Annotated in this window: 18 protein-coding genes and 1 other annotated feature; of the genes, 4 read left to right on the plus strand and 14 right to left on the minus strand. The window is 46.4% G+C overall.

Annotated elements, in window-relative coordinates:
* Positions 1 to 15 precede the first annotated feature (15 nt).
* From bet to ARB69_RS01600, 9 genes are read right to left on the minus strand one after another with little or no spacing between them, the layout of a single operon-like run.
* Positions 16 to 927: a phage recombination protein Bet gene (gene bet, locus ARB69_RS01565; RefSeq protein ID WP_055150291.1), complete on the minus strand. Its 912-nt coding sequence runs from the start codon at positions 925 to 927 to the stop codon at positions 16 to 18.
* 6 nt (positions 928 to 933) lie between these two features.
* Positions 934 to 1653 (minus strand): hypothetical protein, encoded by a 720-nt coding sequence (locus tag ARB69_RS01570; protein WP_055150294.1) that lies wholly within the window; start codon positions 1651 to 1653, stop codon positions 934 to 936.
* A gap of 10 nt (positions 1654 to 1663) precedes the next feature.
* The gene (locus tag ARB69_RS01575; protein WP_055150297.1) at positions 1664 to 1927 is read right to left on the minus strand and encodes a hypothetical protein; all 264 of its coding nucleotides are present in this window, start codon (positions 1925 to 1927) and stop codon (positions 1664 to 1666) included.
* Between the two features lie 12 nt (positions 1928 to 1939).
* Entirely contained in the window at positions 1940 to 2560 is a 621-nt protein-coding gene (locus ARB69_RS01580; protein ID WP_055150300.1) for a hypothetical protein, read from the minus strand.
* A complete protein-coding gene (locus tag ARB69_RS01585; RefSeq protein ID WP_055150303.1) occupies positions 2561 to 2785 on the minus strand; it encodes a hypothetical protein in 225 nt (74 codons plus the stop codon).
* A 3-nt stretch (positions 2786 to 2788) separates the two neighbouring features.
* Positions 2789 to 3133 carry a hypothetical protein gene (locus tag ARB69_RS01590; protein WP_055150306.1) on the minus strand — a complete coding sequence of 115 codons (345 nt, stop codon included), beginning with the start codon at positions 3131 to 3133 and terminating at the stop codon, positions 2789 to 2791.
* Positions 3130 to 3285: a hypothetical protein gene (locus ARB69_RS26550; RefSeq protein WP_157355589.1), complete on the minus strand. Its 156-nt coding sequence runs from the start codon at positions 3283 to 3285 to the stop codon at positions 3130 to 3132. The genes ARB69_RS01590 and ARB69_RS26550 overlap by 4 nt, the downstream gene beginning before the upstream one ends.
* A 7-nt stretch (positions 3286 to 3292) precedes the next feature.
* Positions 3293 to 3784 (minus strand): helix-turn-helix domain-containing protein, encoded by a 492-nt coding sequence (locus tag ARB69_RS01595; RefSeq protein WP_055150309.1) that lies wholly within the window; start codon positions 3782 to 3784, stop codon positions 3293 to 3295.
* A 32-nt stretch (positions 3785 to 3816) separates the two neighbouring features.
* Positions 3817 to 4080, minus strand: coding sequence for a helix-turn-helix domain-containing protein (locus tag ARB69_RS01600; RefSeq protein WP_055150312.1), 264 nt, complete (start codon positions 4078 to 4080; stop codon positions 3817 to 3819).
* 139 nt (positions 4081 to 4219) lie between these two features.
* Between ARB69_RS01600 and ARB69_RS01605 the strand changes: the two genes are divergently transcribed.
* From ARB69_RS01605 to ARB69_RS01620, 4 genes are all read left to right on the plus strand, one after another.
* Positions 4220 to 4633: a helix-turn-helix domain-containing protein gene (locus tag ARB69_RS01605; RefSeq protein WP_055150315.1), complete on the plus strand. Its 414-nt coding sequence runs from the start codon at positions 4220 to 4222 to the stop codon at positions 4631 to 4633.
* Positions 4634 to 4806: 173 nt separating this feature from the next.
* Positions 4807 to 5580: an ImmA/IrrE family metallo-endopeptidase gene (locus ARB69_RS01610; RefSeq protein ID WP_157355591.1), complete on the plus strand. Its 774-nt coding sequence runs from the start codon at positions 4807 to 4809 to the stop codon at positions 5578 to 5580.
* Positions 5581 to 5696: 116 nt separating this feature from the next.
* Positions 5697 to 6029, plus strand: coding sequence for a GRAM domain-containing protein (locus ARB69_RS01615; RefSeq protein ID WP_055150321.1), 333 nt, complete (start codon positions 5697 to 5699; stop codon positions 6027 to 6029).
* A 17-nt stretch (positions 6030 to 6046) separates the two neighbouring features.
* On the plus strand, positions 6047 to 7810 hold the full coding sequence (locus ARB69_RS01620) for a recombinase family protein (protein WP_055150324.1): 1764 nt from the start codon (positions 6047 to 6049) through the stop codon (positions 7808 to 7810).
* A 45-nt stretch (positions 7811 to 7855) separates the two neighbouring features.
* Here the strand turns inward: ARB69_RS01620 and queA are convergent, their stop codons facing one another.
* The 5 genes from queA to ARB69_RS01645 form a co-directional block, all read right to left on the minus strand.
* Complete coding sequence (queA, locus tag ARB69_RS01625; RefSeq protein ID WP_055150327.1) at positions 7856 to 8881, minus strand: tRNA preQ1(34) S-adenosylmethionine ribosyltransferase-isomerase QueA; 1026 nt, start codon at positions 8879 to 8881, stop codon at positions 7856 to 7858.
* Positions 8882 to 8900: 19 nt separating this feature from the next.
* Complete coding sequence (sppA, locus tag ARB69_RS01630; RefSeq protein ID WP_055150330.1) at positions 8901 to 9908, minus strand: signal peptide peptidase SppA; 1008 nt, start codon at positions 9906 to 9908, stop codon at positions 8901 to 8903.
* A 122-nt stretch (positions 9909 to 10030) separates the two neighbouring features.
* Positions 10031 to 12448: a phenylalanine--tRNA ligase subunit beta gene (gene pheT, locus ARB69_RS01635; protein WP_055150333.1), complete on the minus strand. Its 2418-nt coding sequence runs from the start codon at positions 12446 to 12448 to the stop codon at positions 10031 to 10033.
* 64 nt (positions 12449 to 12512) lie between these two features.
* Positions 12513 to 13532 (minus strand): phenylalanine--tRNA ligase subunit alpha, encoded by a 1020-nt coding sequence (pheS, locus tag ARB69_RS01640; protein WP_050639772.1) that lies wholly within the window; start codon positions 13530 to 13532, stop codon positions 12513 to 12515.
* A gap of 345 nt (positions 13533 to 13877) precedes the next feature.
* Positions 13878 to 14104: a binding site (T-box leader), on the minus strand.
* 77 nt (positions 14105 to 14181) lie between these two features.
* The gene (locus tag ARB69_RS01645) at positions 14182 to 15042 is read right to left on the minus strand and encodes a YihY/virulence factor BrkB family protein (RefSeq protein ID WP_050639771.1); all 861 of its coding nucleotides are present in this window, start codon (positions 15040 to 15042) and stop codon (positions 14182 to 14184) included.
* Positions 15043 to 15248 lie beyond the last annotated feature (206 nt).

Here is a 15248-nt window from a genome sequence, read left to right on the forward strand (position 1 = left end):
CGCCGCCACTGCACATTACTCATTTACGTTTTCTGGATTCTCTGCGGAGCCATTCTCTTCCTGCTCCTTCATTTTCTTCTTGTCTGCCTCAATTCCGTTCCTCAGAGTTTCCATAGCCTCCTCGAACTGCTCAACAGTCATATTAGTAGTGGATTCCAGCCCCATGTTGTTGCAGATGAATTTTACTACCGCCGCTCCTTTCTTCTTGCCATAGAATCCAGATGCCAATTCTAGGAACTCCTGCCGCTGATCCTGGGAGATGTATACTACTGCTTCCTGAACATCATCCACTGGTCCTGTGGCTCCATTGTCGATAACCTGCCCCTTCTCAGCATCCCGGTCCGTATACCCGAACTCCTCTGCCGTGTACAATCCCTGGTAATCATCCGGGAACGCCGCCCTTACCGCCTGGGATACTGCCACCTTTTCAATCATCGTGCATGGCTTGCTCCCCCAGTTCGCCATCGGCTTACCATCTTTAAACTTCTGATACTCAGCCAGGGAGACTTCTTTGAATGTCTCAGTTTCCTTACCGTTCAGTTCGTGATACACTCTGCACCATCCGCCGAGAAGAGTTTCTGAAGGATACAGGCATGTTCCTTCTTTCTGGACGATATCTTCTCCACGCTGAACCACAATCCCGGATTTCATTCCGCTGTAGTTCGGGTTTTTGAACGCTCTCTTCATGTAGGTTTCTTTTCCTATCACAAGCTGCGCCGGTTCGTTCCCGAACTTAATCAGGTACACTTCTCCGTACACCAGTGGATTCAATTTCTGTGCCTGGCAGGTCCGGATAAAGAACAACACTTCCTGGTCCGTGACCTTACCATTCCCCCTCACCAGGTAATTCTTGACGGTTTCCGGTTCCAGCTTAATCTCCACGCCGCCTGCATCATACTTCACAACGCTCAACGCATTCTCTGCCATACCCTATTACCTCCTGATACTCATTTTCATGGTTTCTTTGTACTTAATTCCGGGTATCTGGATGCTTCCTTTAGATGCCCGAATAAGACGCATGATTGCTTTTTCATCTACAGGTCTGATTTCCACTCCTGCAAAGTTCACAGGAACTTTTTCTTTGTCGATATCTTCAATCTCCCAGTCTTTGCTACTGCTCACACCTTTTGCTTTCGGCACATCCATAGTAACCACAGCTTTAGTGGCTACGCTCTCTGTCACCTGTGCGTCCATAAGAACCGCTTCCGCTTCCTCAGTCTTCCCTTCTGCTTCCAGTGATGCCGCCTCATTCAGCATTCTCTCCCGTTCTGCTTCAGCTTCTCTTTGCAGCTTGACTTCCAGTTCCTTCCGCTTGCGTTCCTTTTCCTGCAAATATGCCGTCATGCTCTTTTTCAGGGTCTTCTCTGCATCCTGAAGGGGCTTCAGCATCGTCTTCTCCCTGTCGCATACCGCCTTGTGTGCCTGGTATGCAGAATCTTTCATCGGCTTGAAGAAATCCGTAACTACCTTCGCTTTCGCCTTAATCTGCTGACCGAACTCAGCCGCCTTCTCATATTCTTCATCTGTGGAGATTATCATTTCCTTTGCCCGTGTCTCCACCAGACCAACCTCCTGCTTAATCTCTACCTCTTTCGCCGCTTCGGTTGGAACTTCAATCGTTGCTACTACTGATTCCGTAACTTCTTTACCCATGCTTTTCCTCCTAACAGTGCATCAAAAATTCCATAAATGCTCTGGCCGCCGCTACTTCCGGTCCGTACTTTGCTTCCGTCTGATAGCTTTCAATAGCCGTATCCATAAGTTTCATTGCATCTTCATGGCTAATCGGCTTTACTTTTTCAAGAGCCTCCCTGGATGCCGTCAATGCCGTTTCTGCCATGAACATAACATCTGGAGCCGAACCTTTCACCTCTGTGTGAATTCCTTTTTCATCCAATATCACCAGTAACTTTGCTTCCTTTGCCATCTCTGTGACCTCCTATTTGTATTTTTGAATATGGTTCCATACCACCATGAGGGAACTGAATACTTCCCAGCTTTCCATGTCATTCGCTTTATATCTAACCATCTGGTACGAACCATCATTCTTTAAGTGAACAATCGCCTTTTCATCAAATTTGAATCCATGGCTGCTGTAAGCCTTCGCGTAGGCTTCTAACTGAACTCCGGTCAGCATTTTGTTTACTGCCGCCGATGTCTTGTAATCAATCAAAATTCTTTTTCCGCCGATCACGCACGGCAAATCTGCTGTTCCTGCATACCTCAAAATCTTGTGGTATAACCGGCTCTCCGTTGCCAGCGGCTCCGGATTGTTTTCTTCCCAAAATCTCAGGAATCCGTCAAAGTACCCCCGGTGCTTCCTCTCTATATCCTCTATGCCGTAAATAACATAGTTCTCAACCGCATTATGTATTGCTGTTCCCCTGTCGGCTGCCATTTTCATTACATCTTCATCAATCCCCCGATAAACTTCATTGTCGAGCGGACGCATTACCGTTGTCACACTCGGAAGAATCTGTCCGTTTATCGTATAGATGTGTCTCTTCTCCTCAAAATTCAATTCAGGAAAAACCGGCAGGCCGTTCTCATTTATCTCCATTTACGCCACCTCTGCCACTTTCATTTTTTCTCCGATTATTTCCAGGACTTCTGAATAACTCATATCTTCCATGCAGTTCTCGCATATCGGCCCATCCGGCCCATCGAAATATTCATCGCCCTGGTATATCCCGTCACCGCACTTCAAGCATTTTTCTACCGGCTCCGGTTCTGGAGCGTTTGGACATCTGCTGTTGCATGGTGTCTGTCTGCATATTTCACACATCTTTTAGCCCTCCCTGCAATATTCAATAAAACTAACCGTCTTTCTAATCATTACTACCAATGCCAAAAACATAGGCAATACCAAATACTCTCCGCCTATGGCTCTGTATCCTCTGAACTCGTATGCTGCATCAATGGCTTTCCATGTGAGCCACAGTCCAATCAAGATATACAACCAGTTCCTTCTCAAACATTTTCCGAACTTTAACGCCGCCCTTTTCAGTCTTCTTCTGGTTCTAGCCACTGCCCGTTTCAAATCTCTGTTCTGTTCTCTTATAACCAGAACCACTATTTGTGTGTCTCCGCACATCTGTGATTGAACACTTATGCTTTTTCTACTAACACTCACTGTGCTACACTCCTTTGCTTTTCCCAGAAAATCGGTGTGACAAATAAGCCGATATCAATATCGCTAACCCTCCTGATAGCCTCTTCCAGTTCCTCTTCGCTCTTTATGCCAAACTCTCTTTCCAGGTATTTTTCTGTATTCTTAACCTCCACTAAACCACTACCCTTTTCTCAATAGTTTCTGTTTAAGCAGCTTCAATTCGCTGATGGCAACCGCCAGTTTATCCAGTTGCACTGACACTTCCCTGAAATCCTCCTCTTCTTCAGGAGAGATTTTTCCGTCTTCTGCAATCTGAAGTAACTGCCGTTTCATATCGCTCACTTCGTCTTCATCCAGCTTTGCTACTATGCTTACCGTAACTTCCTCCAGTGTTTTCACCTTTGCTGATATAGGCTGCTCTTTTCCGAGCGGACACTGGTTCAAACAATACAAATTCTTTAATTGCGGAGCGTTGTAAACTTCCGACATCATCATCACCAGATCCATAGGCGGAACCGTGATTCCTCTCTCGTAATTCGCAAGGGAAGAAACCGATATTCCGAAATACTCCGATGCGCTTTCTCTGCTTTTGAGATTTTCATTATGCTTTGCCGCCAAAATCCTGCACTGGAAGTAGATGCTTATGCCCGTATTCTCACATCCAACATCCATGTTCTTTTTTCTCCTTATCTGCTAAACTAAACTCAAATGATACCGAGGCCCGAAAGAATTTTATTCAAGTCCTCAAAGTTACCGTTCGGTAAGTTGTTGTCATAAAAAATAGCGTTCATCTCGTCATAGGTTAGACCGTAGAAATTAGATAACGCCACAACTTCGTCTGGTTGGAACTTTACTTCTCCCCGCTCTTTCTTGCTGTAGGAAACTATTGATTTGCCAATCACATCCCCCAGCGTCTTGAGGGAGACACGTCTTCCGGCCCGGAGTTCCCGGAGCCTTGTAGTATCCATTCTTGCACCTCCTTTGTTTTATTGATTATGACAACATCATAACTTACCTATCGGTAATTGTCAATAATAAAATTATATTTTATGTAAGTATTATTTACTATTCGGTAAGTTTAGGTTAAGATACGGGAGAGGTGATATTATGCAGAGTTTTTCAGTCATTCTATACAATCTGCTAAAGCAGAGAGGTATAAGCCAAAGAATGCTTGCAGAAATGGCACACACAACAGAAGCAACGATTTCCCGGTATCTTGGCGATGCTAAACGGATGCCACGCATTGACTTAGTGGTTTCCATTGCAGAAGCCTTAAATGTGAGCACCGATTACCTTCTCGGACTGACTTCAGTTCCGACTAGACAGTCTCTTTCCGGAGAAATAGAGGAACTTATCTGTTGCTATTCAAACGCTAATGAGAGTGATAAAAAGGTTATATGGACCGTACTGGAAAAATACCAGCAGGCAGACATTAAAATCGCCGCTTCGGGTCAGGATAAATGGAATCCTAAAGATTCTGCTTCCCGCCAAGATGCGGTAAAAAAATTCGAGGACAAATAGACCGTGATCTTCACATTGCTGCATATCGGTCTATCTCCGGCAGAATGGAACTATCTTCCAGACGATTGCAAAGGCTTTTCAGCCGCAGAGCATTTTCGTTCTACAGCAACCGTCTTGATTCTTATGTGATTGCTTACAATGACAGCCTGCCGCTATTGGAGATAATATACCATGTGTTCCATGAGATAGGTCATGTCTATTATGGTCATATATCGCCAGGCAATTCTTTTCCTGTTTCCCTGGCTCAACAAGAAACGGCGGCAAATCATTTTGCCGCTTTTATTTTTTGCATGATTGGAGGTGTGAAAATGCAAACATTAACCGGTAACGAACATTTTACCTATGAGGGGATGCCAGTAGGTATACTTCTCAACGACTTCTGGGCCTGGAACTCTTCCGACCTTCTCAACAATACCCTTCGTGGTGCTCTGGCTGAATTTATCGTTGCTTCAGCCGTTGGAATCGACACTACAAAGGCAAGGGAAGACTGGACTGCTTATGACCTGCTTACTGAATCCGGCAGAAAAATTGAAGTCAAGTGCTCTGCTTATCTTCAAAGCTGGAATACTGAAAAGTTATCCCGTGTTCAATTCAGTATCAGGCCAGCCCGTTCCTGGGATGCCGAGAACGACTTCAGCGATGACGTGAAGCGTTGGTCTGATCTGTATGTCTTTTGCCTGTACGCAAGCAAGGATAGGAACGAATCTCCTTTGCAGTTGGAGCAGTGGGAATTTTATCTGCTTCCGACTTCTGTTCTGGACAGACAATGTGGTGAACAAAAGAGTATTACGCTCAGTTCGCTTCTGTCTTTATCTCCGGTGAAGACTACATACGATGGGCTGCGGGATGCAGTAGATAATTTATCAACAACTTCTACCCCCCCCCTCCCGAACATCCGTTCTAATTTGAATTTTCGCACTATATCATTTTTATTCTTTTTAAGGTAATGGTACTGGTACTGGTGATGGTACTGGTTACAGCGGATTTTCCAGGGATTGTCACACGGACAGTCCATAGGACAATCCTTTGCCATTGCCTATTAACCAATGCCAGGAGGTTTACCATGGAAGAAAAAATCATCATTCAAGGCACCTGCAACCGCATAAAAGGTGCATTTGTAGAAAACGGTCATGCTATGCTTACAAACCAGAGATTCATATATTCTAAGCATAGCCTGGCGAAAATAGCAGCTATGGGAGTTCTTGTGAATCTTACCCAGGGCAGCTATGAATTTGATATACCAATCAGCGAGATTAAAGACGTGCAAGAAAAGAAACGGCTTTTCAGTAAAATTCTTTCGGTTGCTACCGCTTCCGGAGAGGAATATCAATTTGCATTTACTAAACTGGTGGAGTGGCAAATCGCTTTTTCCAATGCCCTTTCTGCTGGAAGATAACGGAGGGTACTGACACTATGGCAAAGAGAGAATTGATGAAAACCCTAATGTCGGATTCTTTCCGGCGAGTGGCAATATACATCCGGGTATCAACGCATTATCAGGTTGACAAAGATTCCCTTCCGCTTCAGCGGGAGGAACTTATAAATTACTGCAAGTACGTTCTGGGAATAGAAGACTTTGAGATTTTTGAGGATGCCGGTTTCTCGGCAAAGAATACTGACAGGCCCGGCTATCAGAAGATGATGAAGATGGTTCGTGCTGGTCTGTTTTCGCATGTGCTTGTTTGGAAACTGGACCGAATTTCCAGGAACCTTTTGGACTTTGCCTATATGTATGAAGAACTGAAAAAGCTGGACGTAGCTTTCATCAGCAAAAATGAGCAATTCGATACCTCTACAGCAATGGGTGAGGCTATGCTAAAAATCATCCTGGTATTTGCCGAACTGGAGCGTAAGACCACATCGGAACGTGTAGCAGCCACTATGATTTCCAGAGCCGCAAGCGGCAAATGGAACGGCGGGCGTGTTCCTTATGGCTATTCCTATGACTATGAGCAGAAAGAGTTTTCAATTAATCCGGAAGAACAGAAGGTTGCTTTACTCATGTGCGACCTGTACGAAGCATCAAACTCTCTTGTATTCGTATCCAGAAAACTAAACGAAATGGGCTACCGATCACGGGCAGGTAATCTTTGGAGTCCAGTTCAGGTAAGGAAAGTTCTTGTGAATCCTTTCAACACTGGGAAGTATGTTTACAATCAAACATCTTTAAGTACAGGAACGCAGCTTCCGAACAAGGAGGAGGACTTCATTGTGTTTGAGAATCATCATGCCTCGCTGTTCCCCATAGAACGGCAAGAGAAGCTGATCGCCCGTTTGAATAGAAACGCCCGGTCCAAATCGACCGCAAACAATACCGTGAACCGGAAGAACATCCATGTTTTCAGCGGACTAATATACTGTGAGAACTGTGGCAATATGCTAACCAGCAGCGTTGGTAAGAAACTGGCCGGTGATGGTTGGCGGCCGTCCATCTATCTATGCCCTTCCAAGCGGCGGCATGTTTCAGAGGGATGTCGCGATACCACAGATTCCTCTATCGGCGAATTTGTGCTAAATTTCATCATGAACATGCTGAACGCCCAGCGTAACTTTCAACTGGTGCAATCTGCTGCGGATTTGCAGCGACTTTTACTATACGGCAAGGTGTTTGATGCTGTGGACCATCTGGATCAAGATAGTCTCAATGATATGTATACTGTGCTATCATCAAATCTTCCGCAGAATGTAAAAGCCGGCATGAAGAAGAAAATGCGTAAACCTTCCGCCAACCCAGAAGTTACAAAGCTAAGCAAAGAGAAGCAACGCCTGGAAAGAGCTATGGAACGCCTAAAGCGGCTTTATATGTATTCTGAGGATTCCATGACTGAGCAGGAATACATCACTGAAAAGAATCGTATTGCAGAGGCTTACAGCGAAGCCGAAGCCCGGCTTGTAGAGATAACCAACTATGAGCGCATGGAACGCTCCATATCGGATGAAGATTTTGTACGTCAGGCTACCGCCTTTATCCTTTCCAAGAAGCTGTCAGGCAGTTCCTATATCAACTATCGGAAACTGGCAGTCAGCACGGACCCACTCATACTGAAGGAGTTCTTCAACTCAATACTTGATTCCATCACAATCAATACTGACGGCAAAATAGGCAGCATTGTTTTTAAGAACGGTCTGCGGCACGAATTTATCTATTCCGAAGACAGCAACAGCCAGGAGAACTAACCTCCTGGCTGTTTTTTGTGTCAACTGTACAGTTTATTTTTGGTGTTATAGTATGAGCATAGCATCGCCAAAACTAAAAAATCTGTATTCTTCCCTGACTGCCTCCTCATAAGCCGCCAGCACATGCTCCCTTCCCGCCAGTGCAGACACCAGCATAATCAAAGTTGATTCCGGCAAGTGGAAATTCGTGATCAGTCCATCCAGCACCTGAAACCGATAACCCGGATAAATAAAGATTTCCGTCCAGCCGCTGCACGCCTTCAGCCTTCCATCCTCCCCTGCTGCAGACTCTATGGTCCTGCAGCTGGTCGTCCCAACGCAGATCACGCGTTTTTTCTGTTCCTTCGCGCGGTTGATTTTATCCGCAGCATCTTCATCAATAAGATAGAACTCGGAATGCATATGATGATCCGTGACTTCCTCCACCTTTACAGGCCGGAAAGTCCCCAGCCCCACATGGAGTGTTACTCTGGCGATATCCACGCCCTTTTTTCCGATGTCCTCCAAAAGCTGCGGGGTAAAATGCAGCCCGGCCGTAGGCGCCGCAGCGGAGCCTTCATGCACGGCATACACCGTATTATACCGATCCTTATCCTGCAGCTGATGTGTAATATAAGGCGGAAGCGGCATCTGCCCCAGCCGGTCCAGTATTTCCTCAAATATACCTTCATACGCAAAATGTATCAGCCGGTTTCCCTCGTCCACTACATCCACCACTTCGCCCATCAGGATACCATCCCCGAAACTGATTTTCGTCCCAGGTTTTGCCTTTCTGCCCGGTTTCACAAGGGTCTCCCACACATCATTTTCTTTCCGTTTCAGCAGCAGTACCTCTATCTTTGCATCCGTGCCTACTTTGGAGCCAATCAGTCTGGCAGGTATCACTTTGGTGTCATTGATCACCAGACAGTCCCCCGGGTTCAGGTATTCAATGATGTCTTTGAAATGCCGGTGTTTCGTCTCTCCGGTCTCTTTATCCAAAACCAGTAGTCTGGAACCGGATCTGTCCTCCAGCGGGTCCTGGGCTATCAGCTCCTGCGGCAGTTCATAATAAAAATCACTTGTCTTCAACTTTAAATCCTTCTTTCTGCTATTCGGGAACCGTCTGCCCTGCATAGGACATCAGGACGCCGCTCCCGTATTTTTCTGTCAGACTGCTCAGCACCTGCATGTCCGATTTTGGCAGGATATCTTCCGCCCTGCCAAAAAGAGAGGCCAGCGCCGTCTCTTTCATATCCGGCTGGTAAAATGTAGTGTTGCCAACCTCATACTGCATTTCCACGGCCAGATCCTCAAATGTGGTGATCTCATCAATCAGACCGTTATCCAGGGCCTGCTGTGCGGAATAGGGGCGTCCGTCAGCCAGTTCTCTGACCGCTTTTTCCGGCATCCCTCTGCCCTGGGCCACAGCGCCTACGAATCGGTCATATTCTTCCTCAATAATATCCCGGTAGATCTCCAGCTGTTCCTCGTCGGGACTGCTCATGTCTTTGTTGTCCCCGGTTGTCACACTGTAATATTTGATACCCAGCTTCTCATACAAACCGGACAGATCGTAGCCGGACATAATCACCCCGATGGATCCCGTCAAGGTTCCTTTATTCGCGCCAATCCTGTCCGAGGGCGCAGCAATATAATAAGCGGCGGAGGCGCCGTAATGATTCATGTATGTCCATACCGGCCGTCCCGTTGTGTCTTTATACTCTGCAATCTTGTCATAGAGTTCCACACCCTCGTAGGTTGTTCCACCCGGTGAATCCACATCCAGCAGAATCCCGCTGTTATTTGAATCATACATCATGGCATCGATATAGTCCATCAATGCCTGATGCTGGTAGCTCTGCGGCTGGTCGAACATACCGGTCCTGGCCTGCGGTTCGATTGTGCCGTAGACACTGACAATCCCCACATACGGCTCCGTTGGCAGCGTGATTGACATATTCCCTCCGGTCAGAACCCACTCCGAGGACTCTTGCACGGAAGGGTCCGCCGTATAAAATAAAGTTCTCACCACGAGCCTGGCAAAGACTGCCACGATCAGGATTGCCGCAATAACAACTGCAATTATAATCTCCGCAGTATGATTTTTCTTTTTCATGTGATCTGCCTTTCTTCTATTAATATATAGAAAGTACAAAATGTGTTTTTAATTCACTGTGCCCGTCTGAAAGCCCCATCAGGCGGGACACTCAGCCGGGCACATGGATGGTTTAACACACCCTACTGTCTCAGTTCGATTCCCATCTCCTCCAGCGCGCTCAGAATCTTCTTCATGGCTGCTGCCACATCAGATTCCTCCAGAGTCTTGTCCTTTGCACGGAATACGATAGAATATGCAATTGATTTGAAACCAGGTTTAATCTGGGCTCCCTCATACAAGTCGAACAGCGCATAACGCTCCAGATAAGAGCCTCCCTTCTTCTCGATGACTTCTTCAATCTGTCCCGCCAGGATGTTCTTCGGAACCACCATACTGATGTCCCTGGTAACCGCAGGATACTTTGCAATTCCGTAATATTTTCTGTCAAATGTAGCATACTCCAGTATCTCCGGCATATCAATCACTGCAACATATGCACGCTCTCCGATCCCGTAATGGTCGGCCACCTCCGGATGTACCTCACCAAGATATCCAACGACTTTGCCCTCATAAATGATGTTTGCCTGACGGCCAGGATGAAGATATGGCTTCCCGGCATTCGGGTCGTAGGTTTCTTTCTGTTTCATGCCGATTTTCTCAAAAAATTCTTCCACTACGCCCTTCATGCTGAAAAAGTCACCGTTCCCGTACATTCCCAGTGTAAACTGCATACGTTCCTCAGGCAGTTCTGTCAGGGGAAGCTGCTTCGGAAGATAAATATTACCTAATTCATACAGACGTACGTCTTTGTTTCTGCGGTTGTAGTTTGTTGCCAGCGAGGTCAGCATTCCGTTCAGGGATGTTGTTCGCATGACACTGTAATCTTCCCCGAGCGGGTTCATGATCTCTACTGTTTTTCTGAGCACAGAATCCGCCGGAAGCAGTAATTTATCAAATACTTTCGGACTTTCAAAGGAGTAACTCATTCCCTGGCTGAAACCGCAGAATTCTGCAATGTCTCTTGCCACTTCTTCCACTTTGAGCTTAAAGGAGAGCTTTCCTGCCGTTGCCTCTCCGCTGGGCAGAGTGGTCGGGATGTTATCATATCCGTAAAATCTGGCAACTTCCTCTGCCAGATCCGCCAGGCAGAACAAATCGTGACGGAAGGTTGGTGCAATCACTTCTTTTGCTGCGGCGTCATATTCCAGGCCGATTTTTCCGAAATAACCAAGCATTTCCTCTTCTGCTATCTCTGTTCCCAGCAATGCATTGATCTTTGCAGCGTCAAAGGGCACTCTGACCGGTTCTTTTACTTTCCCGTATACATCTACGGTTCCGCCCACTACTTCTCCTGCCCCCATCTCTTCTACCAGCTGGCAGGCACGGTCAATTGCAGCTTTGGCATTGTTCGGATCCAGTCCCTTTTCAAACTTGCCGGATGCATCCGTGCGCAGCCCTACTCTCTTGCTGGACTTCCGGATATTTACCCCGTCGAAGCAGGCCGCCTCAAACAGCATCGTCTGTACATCGTCTGTTATCATGGAATTTTCCCCGCCCATGATTCCCGCGATGCCGATCTCTTTCTCGCCGTCGCAGATCATCAGCACATCTTTGTCCAGCTTTCTTTCCTGCCCGTCAAGGGTGGTGAACTTGTCCCCATCCTGTGCGGTCTTAACGACAATCTGGCGTCCCGCAATGGTATCCAGATCATAGGCATGCATCGGCTGTCCGTACTCTTCCATTACATAGTTCGTAATATCGACCAGATTATTGATCGGGCGGATTCCCACAGATGCCAGCCTTCTCTGCATCCATTCCGGTGACGGGCCGATCTTAATATTTTTCACAACTCTTGCACAGTAACGCGGACAGAGGTCTGTATTTTCCACGCTTACCTTTATATAATCGTTGACGTCCTCTTCGTTGCCTGTCTCTTTTACAACAGGAGGATGAAATTCCTTGCGAAATGTAGCCGCAACTTCTCTTGCAATTCCAATCACGCTGTAGCAGTCCACTCTGTTTGATGTCACCTCATACTCGAAAACCACATCATTGAGACCCAATGCCTCCACCGCACTGGCCCCAATCTCCGCATCCTCAGGCAGAATATAGATACCGCTTTCAGGAGCATCCGGATACATTTCCTTCGTGGAGCCCAGTTCCTCAATGGAGCACATCATCCCGCAGCTCTCCACGCCGCGGAGTTTGCCCTTTTTAATCTTAATTCCTCCGGGAGTCTTAGAACCGTCATGTCCTCCGGCCACTCTTCCGCCGTCCAGCACAATCGGTACCTTATCCCCCTCGTGGACATTGTCCGCACCAGTAACAATCTGTAATATTTCGTTCCCTACATTCACCTGGCAGACGATTAACTTATCTGCGTCCGGATGTCCTTCAATCTTGTCGATCTGTCCGATCACAATCTTGTCCAGATCCGCATCCAGCACTTCGTAGCCTTCTACCTTTGTTCCGGACAATGTCATTGCATCTGTATACTCCTGCGCAGTTACATCCAAATCAGGAACATACGCTTTAATCCATGATAATGAAGTATTCAATCTTATTTCCTCTCTTTCTGCTTCTTCATATTATCCAATATACTTTCCATACCCGCTGTCTGTTCTAGAACTGTTTCAGGAAACGGATGTCATTCTCATACAGCAGCCTCATATCGTCGATTTCATATTTTAACAGGGCAATACGCTCCAGTCCCATACCAAATGCAAAGCCGGAATATTCCTCAGGGTCTATGCCGCACATTTCCAGTACATGCGGATGTACCACTCCACAGCCGAGAATCTCAATCCACCCGCTGCCCTTGCAGAATCGGCATCCCTTGCCGCCGCATTTGAAGCAGCTCACATCCACTTCCGCGCTTGGCTCCGTGAACGGGAAATGGTGCGGACGGAATTTGGTCTTTGTATCCGGTCCGAACAATTCTTTTGCAAATACCTCCAGCGTGCCCTTTAAATCGGCGAAGGAAATGTTTTTATCAATGACAAGCCCCTCAACCTGGTGGAAAGACGGAGAATGTGTCGCATCCACTTCATCAGACCGGAATACCCTGCCCGGTGCAATCATGCGAATCGGCAGTTTCCCCTGTTCCATCACACGCGCCTGTACCGGAGAAGTCTGGGTACGCAGTACAATCTCTTTATTGATATAGAAGGTATCCTGTTCGTCCTTTGCCGGATGGTCCGCCGGAATATTCAGCTTCTCGAAATTGTACAGATCATATTCTACTTCCGGGCCTTCCACAACCTCGTAGCCCATACCCACGAAAATGTTTTCCACTTCTTCCAGGGCTATTGTGTTCGGATGTCTGTGGCCAACCATATTTTTCTTAGAGGGCAGTGTCACATCAATGACTTCCGCTTTCAGCTTCTCTTCCCTCAGAATACGTTCCATCTTTGTTTTGGACTCTTCCAGCACGGCCTCGATCGCCGCTCTTGTCTCATTCACAAGCTGCCCCACCTTCGGCCTGTCCTCCGGCGCCACATCTTTCATTCCCTTCAGGACAGCGGTCAGCTCCCCTTTCTTTCCAAGGAATTTAACCCGCACATCATTCAATTTCTCCGGAACATCCGATGCCTGAATCTGTGCAATCGCTTCCTCTTTGATTCGCTCCAATCTCTCTTTCATTTAGCATTCTCCTTTCTTAGCGGACGCAGCAGTCTCTCATAAACTGCGTCTCAGACAGCGCTTCACCTGTATCTCTTTTTAATCAAACATCCCAAAATCATTAGGGTATCCCGCCGGGAGGGCCTTTTTATCTTATAGGCGATCTTTCCAATTAAGAGAACAAAGTGGGCAAGCCCACCTTAATTCCCCATCCCCTCACTCATGAGGGGCTTGCACACTTTGGCGCCGCTGCGATGCCGCCTTGCGGCTATATACCTTATCGCGGCGTGTGCATCCCCCGGAGTTTTTTTATGATATAGGAAATTCCAAAGGAATTTCCTATATCATAAAAAAACTCCATCCCCGGAAAGGGACGAAGTTCTACACTCGCGGTACCACCCTAATTCCCACAGTATTCCTGCAGGCTCTTAGCTTTGTGTAACGTACAACATACGGCATTCTCTACTGTTGGTTCAAAAATGCAGCTATCGTGGGAATTTCGATTGCCATCTGAACTAAAGAAAACTTGCAGCCAGTGATTTTCTCTCTCTGATAGAAAATGGTTCTCTACTATACACGGTTATCGCTTTTTTCTATTCTGATATATCTTATATTATATCGGATTTACTTTATTATTGTATCACAAGGTTTTTTATTGTCAAGGATTTTCTTATTTTCTCATTCTGTCTTCTCGTCTCTCCTCCAGGCCTTCCAGCAGGGCGTTCAGTTCTCCGCCAAGGAGAATGACATACATGCAGACATACAGCCACAGCATGATCAGTATAATTGTTGTAAGGCTGCCGTACATACTGGAAAATCCTGTGAAAATATCCAGATAAACGGAAAATATAAAGGAAATTAACAGCCATCCGCAGGAAGTAAACACCGCACCCGGAAGCTGCTGTTTCATGGTTGTCTTGGACAGGTTAGTCCTGTTAGGCAGGTACTTATAGACCATATCCCAGAATAAAGTCAGAACCACCAGAGTCAACAGTGTTCTGATACGGATCAAAAAATCCATAATCGTCGTCAATACCGGGGCATGCTTATATACTATGATACTAATACTATTGCCGAATACAGAAAGCGACAGAGATAATACGATCGCCAGTAAGAATATGACTGTGTAAAAGGAGGCACGCAGCCTCAGGTAAAAATAATTTCTGGTCTCTGTATTCTCATAAATCAAATTCATACCCGATGTCATCGCAAGCACGCCCTTTCCCGCAGACCACAGAGCTACGATTATGGTCACCGGAATGATCGTACTGGACTGCCGGTATACCTGATCCACGATGGAGGAGATCAGCCCTTCCACAGTCGTTGGAAACACCTGCGTTACTGCAGACATCACATCCTGCCGTGTTACCGGAGTAAACTGTACCATTGTCAGAAGCAGCAGTATAATAGGAATTAAAGACAGCACGAAAAAATATGCCGCCTGCGCCGCATACGCCCCTGTATGGTGTGAACCCAATATAGAAGCCAGTCTATTGATTTTTCGTGTAATATTTTTCACTCTTCCCTTCATCCTGTTCTCCTGCCTATCCTATTAATAAACTTTTCAAATCATACCATAAAGATAGAATTTATTCAAGCTAAAGAGCCCTGAATCCCCTATTTAACGGCATTCCCATAATTTCTGTTAGAAATAGTATAACCGCTTCCATCCCCTTATATGAAACAGGTGAACTATCTGATAAGATAAAGAAAAAGACAGCTGCACGCTGACAGCTG

Source organism: Faecalicatena contorta (assembly GCF_001404335.1).
GTDB lineage: Bacteria > Bacillota > Clostridia > Lachnospirales > Lachnospiraceae > Faecalicatena > Faecalicatena contortus_B.